Source organism: Microcoleus sp. D2_18a_B4 (assembly GCF_036702475.1).
GTDB lineage: Bacteria > Cyanobacteriota > Cyanobacteriia > Cyanobacteriales > Microcoleaceae > Microcoleus.
In genome coordinates, this window is record NZ_JAUBTL010000004.1 from 182848 (window position 1) to 199238 (window position 16391).

At 47.5% G+C, this 16391-nt stretch carries 8 protein-coding genes; 1 reads left to right on the forward strand and 7 read right to left on the reverse strand.

Translation table 11 applies throughout. The features are described from left to right. Positions 1-60: 60 nt before the first annotated feature. Positions 61-960, forward strand: a complete 900-nt coding sequence (locus QUB04_RS04095; protein WP_333281383.1) for a dihydrodipicolinate synthase family protein — start codon at positions 61-63, stop codon at positions 958-960. A 178-nt stretch (positions 961-1138) separates the two neighbouring features. Here the strand turns inward: QUB04_RS04095 and QUB04_RS04100 are convergent, their stop codons facing one another. The 7 genes from QUB04_RS04100 to QUB04_RS04130 form a co-directional block, all read right to left on the reverse strand. Next, positions 1139-1576, reverse strand: coding sequence for a hypothetical protein (locus QUB04_RS04100; RefSeq protein ID WP_333281386.1), 438 nt, complete (start codon positions 1574-1576; stop codon positions 1139-1141). 58 nt (positions 1577-1634) lie between these two features. Continuing rightward, a complete protein-coding gene (locus QUB04_RS04105) occupies positions 1635-1907 on the reverse strand; it encodes a hypothetical protein (protein WP_333281391.1) in 273 nt (90 codons plus the stop codon). A gap of 271 nt (positions 1908-2178) precedes the next feature. Then, complete coding sequence (locus QUB04_RS04110; RefSeq protein ID WP_333281394.1) at positions 2179-3387, reverse strand: pyridoxal phosphate-dependent aminotransferase; 1209 nt, start codon at positions 3385-3387, stop codon at positions 2179-2181. A 155-nt stretch (positions 3388-3542) separates the two neighbouring features. Further along, the gene (locus QUB04_RS04115; RefSeq protein ID WP_333281398.1) at positions 3543-4406 is read right to left on the reverse strand and encodes an AAA-like domain-containing protein; all 864 of its coding nucleotides are present in this window, start codon (positions 4404-4406) and stop codon (positions 3543-3545) included. Between the two features lie 867 nt (positions 4407-5273). Next, positions 5274-6644, reverse strand: a complete 1371-nt coding sequence (locus tag QUB04_RS04120) for a glutamate-cysteine ligase family protein (protein ID WP_333281401.1) — start codon at positions 6642-6644, stop codon at positions 5274-5276. Between the two features lie 223 nt (positions 6645-6867). After that, positions 6868-7866, reverse strand: coding sequence for a linear amide C-N hydrolase (locus tag QUB04_RS04125; RefSeq protein ID WP_333281404.1), 999 nt, complete (start codon positions 7864-7866; stop codon positions 6868-6870). A gap of 146 nt (positions 7867-8012) precedes the next feature. Further along, positions 8013-15905, reverse strand: a complete 7893-nt coding sequence (locus QUB04_RS04130) for a LamG-like jellyroll fold domain-containing protein (RefSeq protein WP_333281407.1) — start codon at positions 15903-15905, stop codon at positions 8013-8015. Positions 15906-16391 lie beyond the last annotated feature (486 nt).

The window sequence follows — 16391 nt, forward strand, 5'->3', positions numbered from 1 at the left end:
TTGTAACGTTTGGCTATAATCTATCTGCTACCTAACTGATAACTGAGGGAAATACTAAGTATGAAAATGCAATGGAAAGGCGTAATGCCAATAATTACTACTAGCTTTAGGAAAGACTTATCCATAGATCGGGAATTTATGGCTAAACATACTTATTGGTTGGTGGATAATGGTTGCACGGGTATTGTTGTTAATGGTACGCTTGGCGAAGCAAGCACTTTAAGTTTTGATGAAAAAATACAGAACATACAAACGTGCGTATCCGCAGTAGGCGATCGCGTACCTATCGTTTCTGGAACGGGAGGTATCAATACAGCCGAAGCGGTAGCTTTTGCTAAACGATCGGAGGAAGTAGGCTGTAGTGGCTTAATGATTTTACCTCCCTATCAATACAGCCCAGATTGGCGTGAGATGAAAACACATCTTGTTGCTGTGATTGAGGCAACAAAACTTCCCTGTATGTTATACAACGACCCCTCTAGCTACCAGAGCGATCTTCTGCCAGAGCAGATTGCCGAACTCGCTAACGAGCATTCTAATGTTCAAACTGTTAAGGAAGCAACTGGTGATGTACGCCGAATCACTGCCATTCGCGCTTTGTTGGGAGAGCGTCTTTCTCCTACTGTTGGTTTAGATAGTTTCCTGGTTGAAGGTATAGCAGCAGGAGCAATATGCTGGGTGGCAGGACTTGCCAACGCTTTACCAAAAGAATCTGTAGCTCTTTATAATTACGCTGTGCATGGCGACTACGAGAAAGCATTTAATCTCTATCGGTGGTTTCTTATCTTAGCAGGACTCAATGTCGGACATAAGTTTGTGCAGACAACTAAGCTGATTCAGGAGTCCGTTGGTTGGGGGAATACCCTTGTACGCCCCCCACGATTAGAACTCGTTGGCTCTGAACTGGAGGAAGCTCACAACATCATTAAAACAGCCTTAGCTAATCGTCCAAAACTTTAAGGACACCCTATGGAGGAAAATAAACTGATTGATAGATAGGGCTGTGAAAGGCTTAGGGGGAAACCCTGAGCTTTTTTCGCTCTCCATTAGTGCCGGGGTCTAGAGGGTGTCCTGCATTAACAGCGAGGTTCTCAATATCAGGCTTAATCTGCATAATTAGTTCTTCAAATTACTGGGTTTATTTGATTATGATTGGGGCAAGCATCACTGGCTTGTCCCAATAGAGGCAATCCTTTGGTGGGTTGACCGAGCAAAGAGTACTGCTAATGTTAAAGAACCCTGCCTTATTTAGGCGTTGGCGGTAATCAGGTGTTATTTCAATTTCGGACATGAATCGAGAAAAAATACCTCCTTTTTTGAGAAGACGATACGCCTGTTCAAAAAATGAATTAGGCATCACTGTGGCATCATCTTCAGTTATTGGGGCTGTATCGAATAAAATTCCGTCGAAGCTATCATTTGGTAATGAATCTACAACATCTTGCCAAAGTCCAAATATTGGTGTGACTTTGTGTTTAGCTTGTTGTGCAAACTCTTCAAGTTTTACAAAAACGTCAGCGTTGCCTTCTATGATAATATGCTCCTCTATTTCATGTTCTTGTAAGTAGTAGAACACAATTAATTACCCAAAACTATGGGCTACAAACCTTGTCTAGTAAAAAATTAGCAAATAATCAGTGTGTAATTAATTCTGTCCAATTACTTATGTATCTGGCTGAGATTCCCATACCAAACCCAACCTCAAGGATCTTCCCTCCATTAGAAGTCACAATATTGGCAAGTTCTTTCATGTAAGGATCTTCCCATTTTTCCATCACGGGACGGCCAAATATTTCCAGTTTCTCTTCAGTAAATGTAGCTTGTGCGTCTTTCCATTCTCCGATATGTTTAGCAAATTTTCCTCCAGCAGCTTTAAGTCGGGAAAAAAGGGTCTGTCGATCCATCATTTTCTTTTCCTCAATTCGGTAGTCTTAAAATTTTGAACAATTTTCCACGATGGGTTTTGTGAAGCTAATCCGAATCCGCCTGTGCTTGCTTCAAGCTTGCCCGCAGTTGCGCGGCTAGCACCTGTACGTGCGGCGGAGCTATCAATGTTTCCGTCGTGATAGCTGGCATTACACCCTTCCATTGCATTGTCTTACCTAGTATCTCATCAGTTTGTTAGTAGCAATGGGTTTTCACACTCTAAAAATCTTCTTTCCATTAATTTTCTCGCGTTTACCCCCCTGACGGTGAAAGCTGTGGCACTGCTGCTACTTGAGCAGAAAAGTTTTTATCTAGCCTGTCTAGTATGCTCTTAATTAAAGACATACCCTCAGTAAAATTATCAGTATCTCGCGCTAGAGCTATTCTGATGTATTTCTCTCCTTGGTTATGATTGTGCCAGAAAAAGTACGTTCCTGGTAAAACGTAGACCCCCTCTTTATATAAGATTTTTTGCAGTTCAGTCGCTTTGAGATTAGGCTCCCGAATTTCACACCAAGCTACGCTTACTTTACCCTTTGGTTTGAGCGGTGTCAAGATACTATTCTGAAATTTTTCTGATAAAATCTCCCTGTTTGTATTTAAAATACTTAGGGTGGAAGCAAACTGGCATTTTTGTGAATCTAGTAAGTATTCTGTAAGGAAATTGAGAATGAAGGGAGATACATTAAGAATATAGGCTGTATAAATGCTGTACATCTCTTCATAGAGATTGTCGCTGACTTTCAGCATGGCTATTTTGGCATCTTGAATAGGCCAGGTTTTTCCTGTGTCTTCAATAGCCATATATTTAATCCCCGATTCCTTTAATACCTTATAGGTATCATAGAGTTCAAATTCCTCATCGTTCATCAAAAAATTGGCAAAGCAATAATCCACAATGAGTATTTTGTCATAGTCTTTACAAAACTGGACCACCTGTTCAAAAGCCTTTTTGTTTTCCTGACCCAACAGAGTGAATCCTGTTGGGTTATTGGGATCTACAATAAATATCGCATCACTCTTGACATGAGTTCTGAGATTTTCATAAATCTTATCGACATCGTGGAATAATTCCTCTTTCAAAGGAGAAATAGGAATTTCCATGTGCATCAATATTTCATAGAGATTATCAAAACAAGGCTCAAGTAAACTAACGCTATAGCGTTTTTTCAAAAGATAGTTAGCTATATGAATGGTTGCGATTGAAGCCGCATAATAAAGCATGACATTGTTGGGGTTTAAGGCGGCTGACAAGCCCCTCATTTTATAAAAGGTTTCTATAAACTTATTATTTAAGGTTTCTTGCTGAGTTTTTTCGGCTTCAAGCCATAACTCAGGCAACCTTTTAACAATCTCCAGTTGGGAATCAGATTGGGATTGATGAGTATGGGCATCAGCATAGTTATACTTTTGCTTAAGTGCTTCAACTTCGTGTTGAGTTAGGTCTTGAAACTTCTGCATTGTTTTCTGTCTTAATCTATGAGTTAGAAATGGTATTTTCCGATCTTACCATCAATGCTCGCAGATAGTACGCCACTTGATGTGTTCGTTCATTCAGTTGGCGGTAGGTAAATAGTGTATTAGCCATCTCAAAATAGATATTGTAGTTGCAAAAGCTACCCATATTCCCGATACTCGTTCAGCATGAGATTGAAATTCAACTGCCTGCTGAGATTAGCACACAACCAGCCCAAAAATTGATTGAGTTTGGCAGAAACGGTAACGTCTGCTTCCTGAAAGTCCAAGTAGACAGTCTTGTATCCACAATGCGTGGCACGATTCAGAATCCGGGAGAGTAGGGAATTTTTTCGCGGCAGTTTGGGTGCTTTGATGCGGCTCGGGCATCCAGGTTGACTAATTTCAGTGCACGTAAGTTCTGCGATCGGAGGGCGATTAATGTAGAGAGGAAAGTCCAGCGGCAAACAACCCCTAGAAATTGTTGGTTCGCTCTGTGTGACTGGGGCTTTTAAATTATTTTCTTCCTCTGTACTATCTGTATAAGTTTGGCACTTCTGCTGCACTCTAAAAAGCCACTCATCTTCTTCATTTACCAATTCGTTGCGATCGCTCAAGCGTGATAATTGCTCGCTATCCCCTGAGTATGAAGCCTCCATAAAATCAGTGGTAACTGGTAACTGATTAGTGGTAGGCGTTAGTGGTGGGTCTATTACTTCTACTAACGAAAAGGTCACTGGTAACTCGTCACTATTGACTGTTTCACCTATCCGGGAGAACAGATATTGCTTCAGCACTAAAAACAGATTTTTTTTCGTTACCCTTTCCCCTAATGTTTTTGAAAAAACCTGCCACAACTGAGAGCCAATATCCTTGATGTGAGCGATACTATAGGCACAATCGGCTGCCATCTCGCTATAACCGCGTCCCAGCCATGACTGACACAGGATGAAGCGCTCAAGGGAACTCAGTTGCCTAGAGAGCAGACTTTGTTCTACAGTGTCCAGAACTTCGTCAACATTCATGTAGTGACTCCATTTGAGTAGTATGCACACAGCAAGGAACGCTAAGGATTTTTATGCCCCAAAACCGGCCGTTAATAAAAGAAGGCTTTTATGCAGATAGCAGAGGGCAGAAGGACAAGGGCTCAATTACTGTAAGCGGGCATTCACCAAAAAGTTCCTCTATTATTCAATTTTTTAGATCAACGAGAAATAGATAAAGTTGGTATGTTTGTGTCAAGTTATATTGCTGTAAGCCACAAAGTGCACAAGTAGTTAATTTTGTCAATATCCTAAATTGGTTAATTAATTGCCCAACTACAGCAATCCTTGCATGAGTCGTAAATTTTTTACCCCACCCCAACCCACGCCGAACCCGCTGGGAGTCCGTAAGAAATTCACAAATGATGGGAGGATTGCTATATAGCTAAACGTTGGTTCCCAGAAATACCTTTTTGTAAAAATACGGTCTGTGGGGGAGCGGCGGAATCCAGGAGTGGGGAGCATTTAGATATAAACTCTCCTCACCCTTCTTTAAATTTGCACATTTGGGATGGTCGCATATAATCGCAGATAGACTTGTGCCGAAGTCTACTACAATGAAAAATGGCACACCTAAAACTCAAATTGTGCGCTTCTTAAGATTGTATGTACTTAATAAATTGGAAACACAAAATACTAAGTGCATCTGAGTTAATTCATTACACTTCATGGTCTGCCATCGCTTCCCTTCCGCAAAATACGGCTACCCAAATATCGACACTAATTGGCAAGGTTCTCCCGTCTGTTATGCCTAACATAGATGGAGAGTTAGGGGGATCATCTCATATTTGTAAAAACACTTTTTCTGGCTCCTTCCTTCTTCCTCTTTCCTTCTTCCTGCCTCAAAACTTAGATTTCTAGCTTGGTTCCAAAAGTGAGATCCTCCCGAGTTAGGCACAACGGCGTTAGATTTTCCTCACTCAGATTTACCTCATCAAGCCAGGACACCTGGGCTTCTAACTTGTCACAACACTGGCGCACTAGACGCAAACCTGCATCTAATGGAAGTCGATCGCTTGTTGGGGTAAATTCTTGCAATATTTCGGCTTCTATCGTCTGATAGTGCTCCATGTCTTTGCTCAGTTGTGCCAGAAAATTTGCTTTTTCACCAGCCTCTTCCATAGCAAATTGCAAAATTGAATCGACGTAAACCTTAACCTTCGGATTTTTGACTCCCTCTGTAGCTGAGGCATAGAGTAATTCCCCATTGAGATAAGCAAAATCTGGCATATATAGGCGATCGCCTACTAATTCAAATATCTGCATTCCTTTAGCTGGTCTTACTGTTAAGTTCTCGCGTCTGACTCGATTAGCCAAATTTTCTAGCAATATAATTACAGCTAAAATTACGCTGGGATAGTTACTATCTATAGATCTTACTTCTACTGTGCCGTGATTGTTGAGTCGAATGGGATTCCACGCTGACTTGAGTAAACTGCCTCCGGCTTCTTTGAACAGGTGAGGTTCAATTCCAGCTTTTTCCATTGCTTGCAACCAAGCATAGTAACGAGCAAATTGCTGTTCAACTAAATCCTCCACAGTCTCGGCATAAGGCATGAGTCCGCCCACAGACTGTAAATTAGTGTAAACTCCTTCCCAACCAAAGGTTTCACTACCTCGATAACGAATTGTGTGGGCCGCGAGTCCGATCGCTTGTCCTTCATAAAAGGGGCAAGCCCGTGTCAAAGAAATAAGTGCTGAGTCGCAAGCAGTAGCTAAATTGTAGATATTTAGTAGCTCTTCTCGCTCTGCTGATGTGGAATTGTAAGAGACTCCAACACGAGGGTCAATGACTCCAGGCGGGACTTCCAAATGCAGATGTGTACCCGTACATTTTCCGGCGTGCAAAAATTTATCATAGCCGACAGTCCGGGCTTGGATATGGTAATTGGGGCGATCGCGCATCACTGGCCTAATATGCAAGGGATAGCTAGACAGAGGATAAAGGCGTAAATTCATCTGTCGCGCCACAGCCAGCGCCAATTTGAGATTGTTGAGGTATTTTCTGGCTAGTTCTGTACCCGTGTAGGCAGGTGGTGTGTTAATCTCCACTATACTTTTGACGAACTCCGCCACAAAGTAATTGGGGTTTAAGCCTTGCGCTTGCGCCATTAAGTGACAACCGTGCAAAAACTCATCAGCGCGATCGCTCAAATAACCAGCCTCATCTACCAGAAAAAACTCTTGCTCAAGACCGATACGACGCTTGACTACATCCATATGGTTAATAAATCCTATGAGGAAAAAATCTAGCTTTGCTTCCCAGGATAAAGTGACACGGGGAATATACCGCTACAGAAATATGCCTTAGCCTCGCGCTGCTGCTGTTAAGATCGCACCTTCTCACCCTCAAACCCAATTCATACGGGATTGCTCTTTAGCTTCATCGAAAATTCGTGAAGCTCTCGCTATCCCGTAAGGAATCGCTCTCCTGATTATGGCTTCAGGAATCTCTCTGGACTTTTGGAACAAACGAAAACGGCTCGGTGACTACAAACTTCTCGGCCACATTGCCAGCAAAAACGGTATTATCCGTCAGCGTCAGCTTTTTCGTCGGTTCTCCTGCTGTGAAATTCATATCTGATAAGTTGACCCAGAATACATTCGGATAGCGGGTAGATTCATAGTAATAACGCTTGTTTTTGTGATCCGCTACGACGCGCCAAAGAGTGGAAGAGATATTGGGTTGGTCTAGTGTACTTATGCCCAAAGGTACTGACACATTACGAATGACCGAAAAGACACCGGCGATCGCTTCATTGATCTCAGACTTTTGCGGAATCGCTTTGATGTAGAACGAAGCTCGAACAAATCGATCCGCTGCTCGATTGGTGCCAGGTAGCATTGTGGTTCCCCCAATCTCCTCCCAATAACGATTCAGCGCAAGTTGCTGGTCGTAAGTCGGTGAGTTGGTCATTACCTGATACTTCCGATCGTGGTGAATGTTCAACTTGCCCTCGATGTACTGGAAGATGGCGGAGTCACCTGTAGGGTCAGAAATCGATAGGTGGATAGTTCCTTTCGCGTTCGTAGCATCGGGTGCATCGCTTGGCACGATGTAGAACGGTTCGTTTCTTAATTCCTTAACTGCCTCGTCAACGGTGGCGTAGTTGTCCAAGACGTATTGCGCCCAAGCTGAAAGGGCTAGGGCTTGGCGCGGGTCGTTTTCGATGGGGGTCGGATACTCGGTCTCAGCAAGATAGAGCATATTGGCGACCAGTCCTGCCTCGTTCATGCCGTCAGCAGAACCATTATCGAAGCAAGTCGTCACGACACTGCCATACTTGGAAGTCCATTCAATGGAGTTAGGTCCAGCCGCGCCATCACGCTTGATGCCTCGTGGAAATGCCCAGAGGTTTGTCTTCATGTCAACCTTCCAGTCCATGCTGCGTGCAGTGATGATGGTGTCTTCTGGCCCAAGATAAACAACTCTAGTACACATTGCTTTATTTTCCTGAATTTTCAGTAGTTAGTAGATAAAATCAGCTAATAAGCCTTACTGGGTAAGACTTAGAGCTTATAAAACCTGGGTAAGGTCGTGGCGGGGTATTAACCCCGCCACGCCTTGCTTTTTGCCCGATGGCTGGTTTATTTTCCTTCAAGCAGTCGGTTCAGCTTACTGTCGATGCCCTCCAGTTTCGTAGTAAGTTCGCTGACCTGGCTACGCAGTTTCTGCATTTCGTCAGCAACTTCGACGCGCGGGGGCTGCTGGCGGCCAAAGCCCATCAGAGCCGGTCTTTCGACATAGGTGACACGGTGTAGCACACGCCAGACCTGGTTTGGCAGGGCGTTTTGCGTCTGGCGCAGCGCACGCGCCTCTTCGTCGTTGCTGGCGAGCCATTCGGGATCGACCACCTGGTTGAAGAAGTCGTGCCAGTGGTCAACATTCTTTTCCAGGAAGAAGCTCATAAAGCGGTAACGATCGACCTTTTCGCCGGGCAGGATAGGATAGTCGCGGTGGTCGGTGATGCCACGGCTCTCTACCCCGTCGAGATTCACGCGCAACTCCATACCCTTGCTGCCGGCTTCTTTCTTGCTCATGGTCTGGGTCAGTTTGGTCGTAGCATAGACACTCGACCCTACCATGACCTTGCTGATGGCAACCTCTGCCCTTGCGCCCAGCGCAGTGCTCAAGTCGAAGGAACCACCGATGCTATGCTCGACTGTGCTGGCGAACTGCTGTTCTTCGGCATGGAAGCCACCGTCAGCATCCCAGATGTAGGTGTTGACGATATTGCGCTTGCCGGCGCGGATTTGCAAGCTCTCCATTGTGCGCTGCCAAGCCGCAAAGCTGGTGGACGCATGTTCCCGCGCCGATAGGTCGGAATGCACAGCCTCAATGTCTTTTTGGCGTTGCTCGGTTTCCTTCTGGCGCTCTCCTTGTTCCTCTTCCAATAGTTCCTGTTTTTCCGCCTCAAGCTCCTTCACTTCGTCCTCGAGATCCTTCACTTCGTCATCGATATCCTTCACTTCGTCATCGATATCCTTCACTCTGTCCTCGAGCTCCTTCACTTCGCCCTCGAGTTCTGTCTTCTTAGCCGTATCATTTTCAGCTTTAATCTTCGCCTTTTTGGTTCTAATATCTGCCTTTTTGCTTTTAATCTCCGCCTTCTCAGGTTTAATCTCCGCCTTTATGCTTGCAATCTCCGCCTTTTTGGTTTTGATTTTCTCTTGGAGAACCTCGACCTCCTCGCTACTGCTGGCAATGGTGCTTTGGCTCAAGCCGACGGTTGCTCCATCCAGACTCGAATCGCCCACTTGATCGTTAAGCGATTTTTCGTCAACTAGCCCAGCGTTGAACTGGTTGAAATAAGCTTGGTGCTGTCGATCCTGGTTGTCGATCCGCGTCTTCAGGTCATAGGCTTCTTGCAAGCGGAAATAGCTGGCGGGATAAAGCGAGCCGTACTGGGCGCGCATCTCCGGCACCTGCCCGAAGACACGCTTACTGGTGGCGTGAGTGCCGGTCATGCCGTCCAAGCTGCCGGACATGGTGTAAGCCGGATTAATCATAAATGTGATCGTGTTGACATCGATCGGCACGCCTTCCACTGGCAGCACCTGATAGCCAACCATGCGCCCACTTTTCCGCAGTTTGCTGACAAATACATCCGCCAGTCCGCTAGTGACGAGGGCATAGCCGACATTTTTGGGGACGAAGCGCTTGCCCAAATGGGGGAAGTAAGCATCCTGTTCATGGTTGCCGCGCAATTCGAGTTTGTCGCTTTGCGACAGGCTTTGGCCAGCCCCGACGTTGCTGGCGTTTTGCCAGTGATAGGCATAATTCATTTTTACGCCAGCGCCTATAGCTGTATCTTCCATTGAGGTCTCTATAAACACTCCAGCAGAGGTTTGTGACCTGAAACCTAGCATCGCCTCGCCTTCTGACCCCAGGCTTGCATCCTGCTCGCGTGTCCAGCTATAAGACACATCACTCGACTGCATCAGTTCTACCGAGGTCGCACCGTTGTAATTGTCATTCTCGGTCAGATTTTCGCTGGGCAACGGCGGCGCGCCTTCGATGTAGCCGATCAGCGTGGGATCGATCTGGGCGTTGCCGATCCATTTCATCTCCAGTTCTTCAATGCGCTGTTCGTCAAACAGGCGCACGCCACCCGGTTCGACCAAGGCTAGGCAGCGCATCATCATCGCTGTTTTGCGGCGCTGGGGATCGACAACCACCCGGCTATATTCGGTACCGATCAGGCTGTCAATGCTTGTCGTGATTTGCCGACCCTGGAAACAGTCTCGGATCTCCTGCTGGGTAAGCGCTTTTTGCCACACGCGCACATAATCCATCTCGCCTTTAAAGAGTGGATCATTCGGCCAATTGTTCTTGCCGATAAAGTTACTGGTGCGTAGCATTTTCTGTGGCGGTTGCTTATTCATCTCCTTTTTCTTTTCGCCGTTCACATACAGCTTGATTGTCCCATTCGGTTCAATCGTGGCAGCCACATGCAACCATTCATTTGCGCTCAGAGCATCGGCATCTGTCCCAACCTCCTGCCATGTCGTGCCGACGAACACTGTTAAACTGAGTTTCCGTGTGTCAAGTTGTTTCAACAGAATATTGTGGTTATTGTTCCCACAGCCCAAATCAACAATGGAACAATTATTTTTGAGTTCCTCAAAACGCACCCGTGCTTCAATCGTCAATCCCTGTGAGAAATCTAAATCGAGGGCTGGCAGTTGCACGAAGGTGCTGGTGCCGTCGAACTTCGTCGGGGTATTAAGGAGTTCGATCGCTGACGACAAACGTCCAATCGGGGCAGTGCAGGGCGTCCAGACGGCATCGGCGATGGTCAGTTTATGGGCAGCCGTCCCAGTGAGATCCCGGATCTCATTGCCTTTAGCCTCATTCATCGGGTAATAGGCGACCAGCCCCGGCTCATTGCCGCTGAGAGTCAGCAAGCTGTTGGTCTCCAACTCGCGTTCGCCTAGCGCCACATTCCAGATGCGTAGTTCCGCGATTTGGCCAGACCAGTTGACGTTGGTAAAACCAGGGAAACCACCAAGTCTCGCCTCCGTCACGCCGACGATGGGCTGTTTGAACACAACCGGGTTTTGTTTGGCTTTCGGGTCGTTCTTGTGGAAGAGCTTGCCGTTGCGATAGATGGACATCTCGCCCTTGTCGCAGTTTTTGACAAAAGCCCAGTGCGTCCAATTTTCCCGGTAGAAACGGACTTCCGTTAGCACTTCTAAACGGTCGATGGTTGTGTCGCCAGAGGGGGAGCCTACCTCCCAAACTACCTCTCCCTTTTCGTTGGGCAGTTGAATACGCAAACAGGTAGCATTAGCGGTATTGTGCGCGCCTAGGAAGGTGACATCCTTGGGCAGACCATGGCCACCCTTAGCCCAAAACTCGATCGTGATTTGGTTGCTGAGCGAGCTGAATATCGCCTGGGGCAGGATCGGTGCCGTTTTGGTTTCCTCCAGCTTCAAGGCGACGCGATAGCCCTCGGGCAGCCACTGCTCGCCCTGGCCGTCAGCACCGTAGGCGCTGTCATAATGGGTCTGGCGCAGATTGCCGGCACTGTCCTGGTAACTGAGGGTGACGCGGCCGGTGCAGCTTTCCAGCGCGTGCAAGCGGGTCGCGGCTTGGGCGAAAGGCAGCAATGCACCCTGTACCTTCAGACCACGCGGATCTGCCTGGTTATGTAGGTCAGTCATGCTCTGTGCTGTACTGTTGGCTTTGGATACCAGATTGAGATAGGTGATGGTCAGTGTGCTGATTTGTTTTTGCACACTGTCAAGCTGATCCGTGACAGTTTTCAATTTTATTTTTAATTGAGTTTCACCCTGACTCGTATCCTCCAATCTTTTATTCAGATTTGTGAGTGTGGCATTTTCAGCGTTGTATGTATCCCGCTTTGCCTGCCAGAGCTTATAGGCATCGTCGATCTTGGAATTGGTCTTCTCTTCGCCTACCTTTTCAATTTTCCACTTCTGGTTGTCTGAACCCAGCCAATTATGTTGAATGATCGAGGCGAAGTTGTTTTGCGACTGGTAATAAACATCAAGGCATTTTCCACTGTGTTTTGCCTTGATTTTGTAGGTATTGTTTTCACTACTTTCTAATAACCACTTTTGATGGTCTACGTTTGCTAAAGAGTGTTGCCAAACGATCGCGAAGTCCTCCTGCGAAGACCTAGAAACATCAAGGTATTTTTGGCTGTGTTTGGACTTGATTCGGTAGTAGCCGTTTTCAATAGGTTCAAATAACCACTTTTGGCTGTCTGTATCTCGCCTTTTGTATTGAACGATAGCTATTCTGTCTTCCTTAAATAACGTGGGATTGTATTGAGGAGTCAATAAAGCTGCGGTAACTACGCTCAAAATCGAAATTTGGTCACTTACACCTGGGCTCGCAACTTCAAAAATATTTCCAACAATATCGAGGCATTTCTCGCTGTGTTTGGCTACGATTTTGCACCAGTAGTTAAGAGGATTGTTCAACTCAGTGTTATACGTATTTTCCAAGGTATTTACCTGAGCCGATAAATCGTCCACCTTTGTTTTTTGAGCGTCGCGCTGCGATCGCAGTCCTGGAATGTCTGCCAGTGCTGCGATCGCAGCATCTAACTCCTTCTTGCGGGTGATAAGCGGGGCTTCCTCTTTTTCTTTGGCCTCCAATTCAGGCAACTTGGATACAGGATCGTTCTGCCCTGTGACACCAGCCAGCGACTTGAGTTTGGCAGTTTCGTCAGCATCGCTGCGCGTAACTGTGTCCGACACCAGCTTCACAGAATGGCGGCGGATTTCCAGGGTTTTCCAGTTGCCCTGCACATTGCTAACTTCAAAACAGCGCACCAGCCGCACCCCCTGCGGCACTATAAAGCGGCAAGTGGCGCGATGCCAACCTGCTTCTCCGGCGGATTCAAATTGGTAGTTTTCACCGGACAAGGGGTTAAATTCCTGCTTATCCTCGGCGGTGCGGCTCAGGCGACCCCACAATGCAGGCTTGAAGATGTGACCGTTTGAGCTGTTGACGACGTTTTTGGGGTCATTAACTGCTGGGTCGGTGCGGAACTCAAAAGTTTCGACATAAGTCGCGCCCTCACTAACCGCAAAAAGCTCGTCATTGCTGTATCTCGTTGCTAGGGTCGTCCCGTCGCCCAATTTGCGTTCTAGGGTGATGCCACCGCCATAGGGTGCGCCGTGCGCTACGCCGTGGTTAGCATTCACGCCAAAATCGTAGACGTGCTGCACACCCTCATCATCTGTCGCTACCCCGCCTAAGCGCCAATAGCCTTCGAGATCCGTTTCCCGCCCGGTCAGTTGCAAGTGCATATTGTTTTCGATGTCCTTGGCCTTGCGCGCACTTGTCCAGACGCGCACATCGGCAATTTGACCTTTCAGGAGTTGGACAGAGGTGGGGGCTGAGGTTGTCGCCACGCCGATTGAGGACTGCCCAGCTAAGGTGAGTGTACGAGCGTTGCTCAGGGGGATGCGCGGTATCGTAGCGAGGGCGGCATTTAAGGCCGTCTGAGCGCGTTCCAATTTTTTTACTTCCTCGCCAACCTGGAAAAAGCTCCAAAGCGAACCGTCTGTTATGTCTCTACTCAAGGCGATTCCGTTATCGGTTTCTTTCAGAAAGTCGTAACCATCTTGTATTAAATAGCCGCCCCTATAATTGTGGCCAATCGACCATGTCTGACTAAAAAAACTTTTAGGTGGCTGTTGTCGTTCTCTTAGCTTCCCGTCTGGTTCTAAGACTAGTTGAGTGGCGATATGACGAATAACACAATAATAGTTTATACCCTGTTTATCGTACAATTCAATGCGCCATGTTTGTTCCGGCTGTTGATTTAAGGGAACTAAGGCTACCGTATTACCCGCTCCGGCACTACTTAACGCCTTCCCGGCACGCGAAATTATTGTGACAGCTTCAGAATCGGAAGGATGTTGTGACTTCAACCATATCAGGTAGTTCACCTCGTCTCTAAAGCTCTGAACCAACGCGCTATGCTCGGTGTCCGACAGATTATCGAAAGTCAGCGTGGCGGTGACATTGCCGTTCTCTAGCAAACTCAGAAGCCTGCCGTCGAAAGTGCAAGCCACATGAACCCACTTGTTAAGCTCCGCCACCCTGTTAGAGTTCAGCCGCCTCTCCGTCTTGCCCTGCAAGTTAACCGGCACATAAGCAAAGCTGAATTTGCCTTCATGTACGCCCAGGGTCGCCCGCCATCCCCTGCTGACGGTCTTGGGTGCCGAAGGTTCAAGCTCAGTGGCCAAAATTGTTTGGTTCTCAGCACCGTTCAACTTAACCCAGGCTTCCAACGTAAAATTGACTCCCAGTTTCAGCGGTTCGTCCAGCGGAATCTGAATCCAATCCTTCTTTCCGTCAAACACCAATCCTCGACGTTTGCGCGATTCGAGCTTCAGGTTGACCGCCTCGCCGTTGACCCACATCCGCTGCACGGTGAAACTGTTGTCATCGTGCTGCAAGATCGGATATTCGCCACCCAGGTCGGGGGTATCGACGATCTGGACCCAATCGCCACTCTCCAGCTTGTGGTTTTGGGCGTGAACTTTCAGCTTGCCGCTGTCTGCTTTTTCATAGCGGGTTACTATGCCATCGAACACCAGCCCGGTGTCCTCTTCCTCCATGACCTCCCATCGGCCTACCTCGTCGAATTTGAACGGGGCATTAATCGTAAAGCTCCCGTTTTCCACACTACCGACTTGGTAGAGTCCGTTGTAGCTGGTAGTGTCGGACAGTTTGACCATATCGCCGAGGTTCAGTTTGTGTACTGCCTCAAGGTCGTTATTGCTGGCTTGCACGCGCACCCGATCGCGGGTGAGGTCGTCGTCAGAACGGTTCATACCCAAAATCGTTCCCTTCGGGGCTGGGGCCGCGTCGCCAACTGTGCGGATATTATCGAGCAGGTCGATCGGCAACAGCATCTCGCGCTCTTTGCTGCGTAGCGTCTTGGTACTCCGCTGCTGGACAATCTGCGCTAGGGTGCCGTCAGCGGCAATGGCAAAGCTCAACGCAGCAACGCCTTGGGTGGTAGGAACGGCGAGCATGAGCTTGCTGGAATCGCGCATCAATTGCGGCCCCGTCTTGGTTTCCTGTTCGATCTGGACATCGTACTTGACAACAGCCAGACCGTTGCTGACTGGCAGTGCCTGGCCAGCTTCGTTCTGCAAGTTCAGTTGGCGGCGGATCAGTCCAGGGATGCTGTTGTAGCTGACTGCTTCTGTGTCGGCATCAATGCGACGGAACCAATAATCCTGCACCGTGAACATCGACTCCTCGTCGGCGCGCATGGTGAGCAGGTCGATTTTTTGGCTATCTGTGTTGTAAGCGAAGATATGCCAGCGGTAGCGGTCTGCCTCATTGGTGGCGGTGACTGCCACGCCAAAATTGCCATTCTCCAATTTGTTGAACAAGTTCGGGCAAATCTCGGTGCTAGGTTCGTGAAAAGGCTGGTTCTCCATGTCACGAAAATCTGGCGAGTCTACCGACTCTATCTGCCCGTCGCCGTTAATCTTCACATCCTGGATCGGCTTGTAGCGCTGGCGACTGCGCTTGTAGCGCACTTCTAGCTTGGGGTTCAAGGTGTTGGTCATGCCGTCTAGCACGAAGCGATCGGCCAGCAGGGTGTTCGTGGTGGATTGGCGGAATATATAGATATAGCCGTCATGAGAAATTAATTGCACTGGCGCATTGGCAGTGAGATTGGTGCTGTCGTAGACCGATCGCAGCAGGAGATTCCCATCCTTGTCGGTCAGTTCGGCCAGTTCCTTGGCTGCAACCGACGGGTCGCCGTTGCTGTCTTTAGGCAGTGGGACTTCTGTGAATGTCTCCCAGCCGATGCCACCCGGATTTTGCAAGGCAGTGTCTTCAAAACCGTCCTGCTTCATGGTGTAGAAGAGTTTCACCGGTTTTTGGGGTTCGGCTACCGTGGCTACGATCAGCACTTTGCCTTCGTGGGTGACGGTATTAATGTGAGTGATGTTGTTTTTTGTAAGAAGCATAATTGATAGCAAAAAAGGGTTAGTAATCAGCCTGTTCGAGTCATCTAGGTTTGCCTCTATTATTCTGTTGTTTAGCTCAACAATAAATAGATAAAGTTGGTATGTTTGTGTAAAGTTATATCGCTGTGAGGCGCAATTTTCACAAGTAGCAACTTTTGTCAATATACTAAATTGGTTAATTAATTCCCCAACTAAAGCTACAGTTTGGTTCCAAGAGGCGTGATGACGAATTACAGATACTCGCATCAGCAGCCGTTTCACCTCTGTTGGGGCGATCGCCCTTATAAATTCATAAAAAAATAATAACTAAGCGCTGCTGCTCTTCAGATCGCACCCCCTTCCCCTCAAACCCAATTAATCGCAAAAGTAGGAAAAGTAGGAGAAATATATCTATAGCGGTTCTCAAAAAAGTGAGGTATGCCCTATGCCCTATGCCCTATGCCCTATGCCCTATGCCCATGAGTACCTCATCTTTCTGAGAAAGGC

Excerpts from the sequence above, each read along its gene's own strand:
- QUB04_RS04110 (WP_333281394.1), bottom strand. The coding sequence starts at position 3,387 with ATGCAGAAGTTTCAAGACCTAACTCAACACGAAGTTGAAGCACTTAAG.
- QUB04_RS04115 (WP_333281398.1), bottom strand. The coding sequence starts at position 4,406 with ATGAATGTTGACGAAGTTCTGGACACTGTAGAACAAAGTCTGCTCTCT.
- QUB04_RS04105 (WP_333281391.1), bottom strand. The coding sequence starts at position 1,907 with ATGATGGATCGACAGACCCTTTTTTCCCGACTTAAAGCTGCTGGAGGA.
- QUB04_RS04095 (WP_333281383.1), top strand. The coding sequence starts at position 61 with ATGAAAATGCAATGGAAAGGCGTAATGCCAATAATTACTACTAGCTTT.
- QUB04_RS04120 (WP_333281401.1), bottom strand. The coding sequence starts at position 6,644 with ATGGATGTAGTCAAGCGTCGTATCGGTCTTGAGCAAGAGTTTTTTCTG.
- QUB04_RS04125 (WP_333281404.1), bottom strand. The coding sequence starts at position 7,866 with ATGTGTACTAGAGTTGTTTATCTTGGGCCAGAAGACACCATCATCACT.
- QUB04_RS04130 (WP_333281407.1), bottom strand. The coding sequence starts at position 15,905 with ATGCTTCTTACAAAAAACAACATCACTCACATTAATACCGTCACCCAC.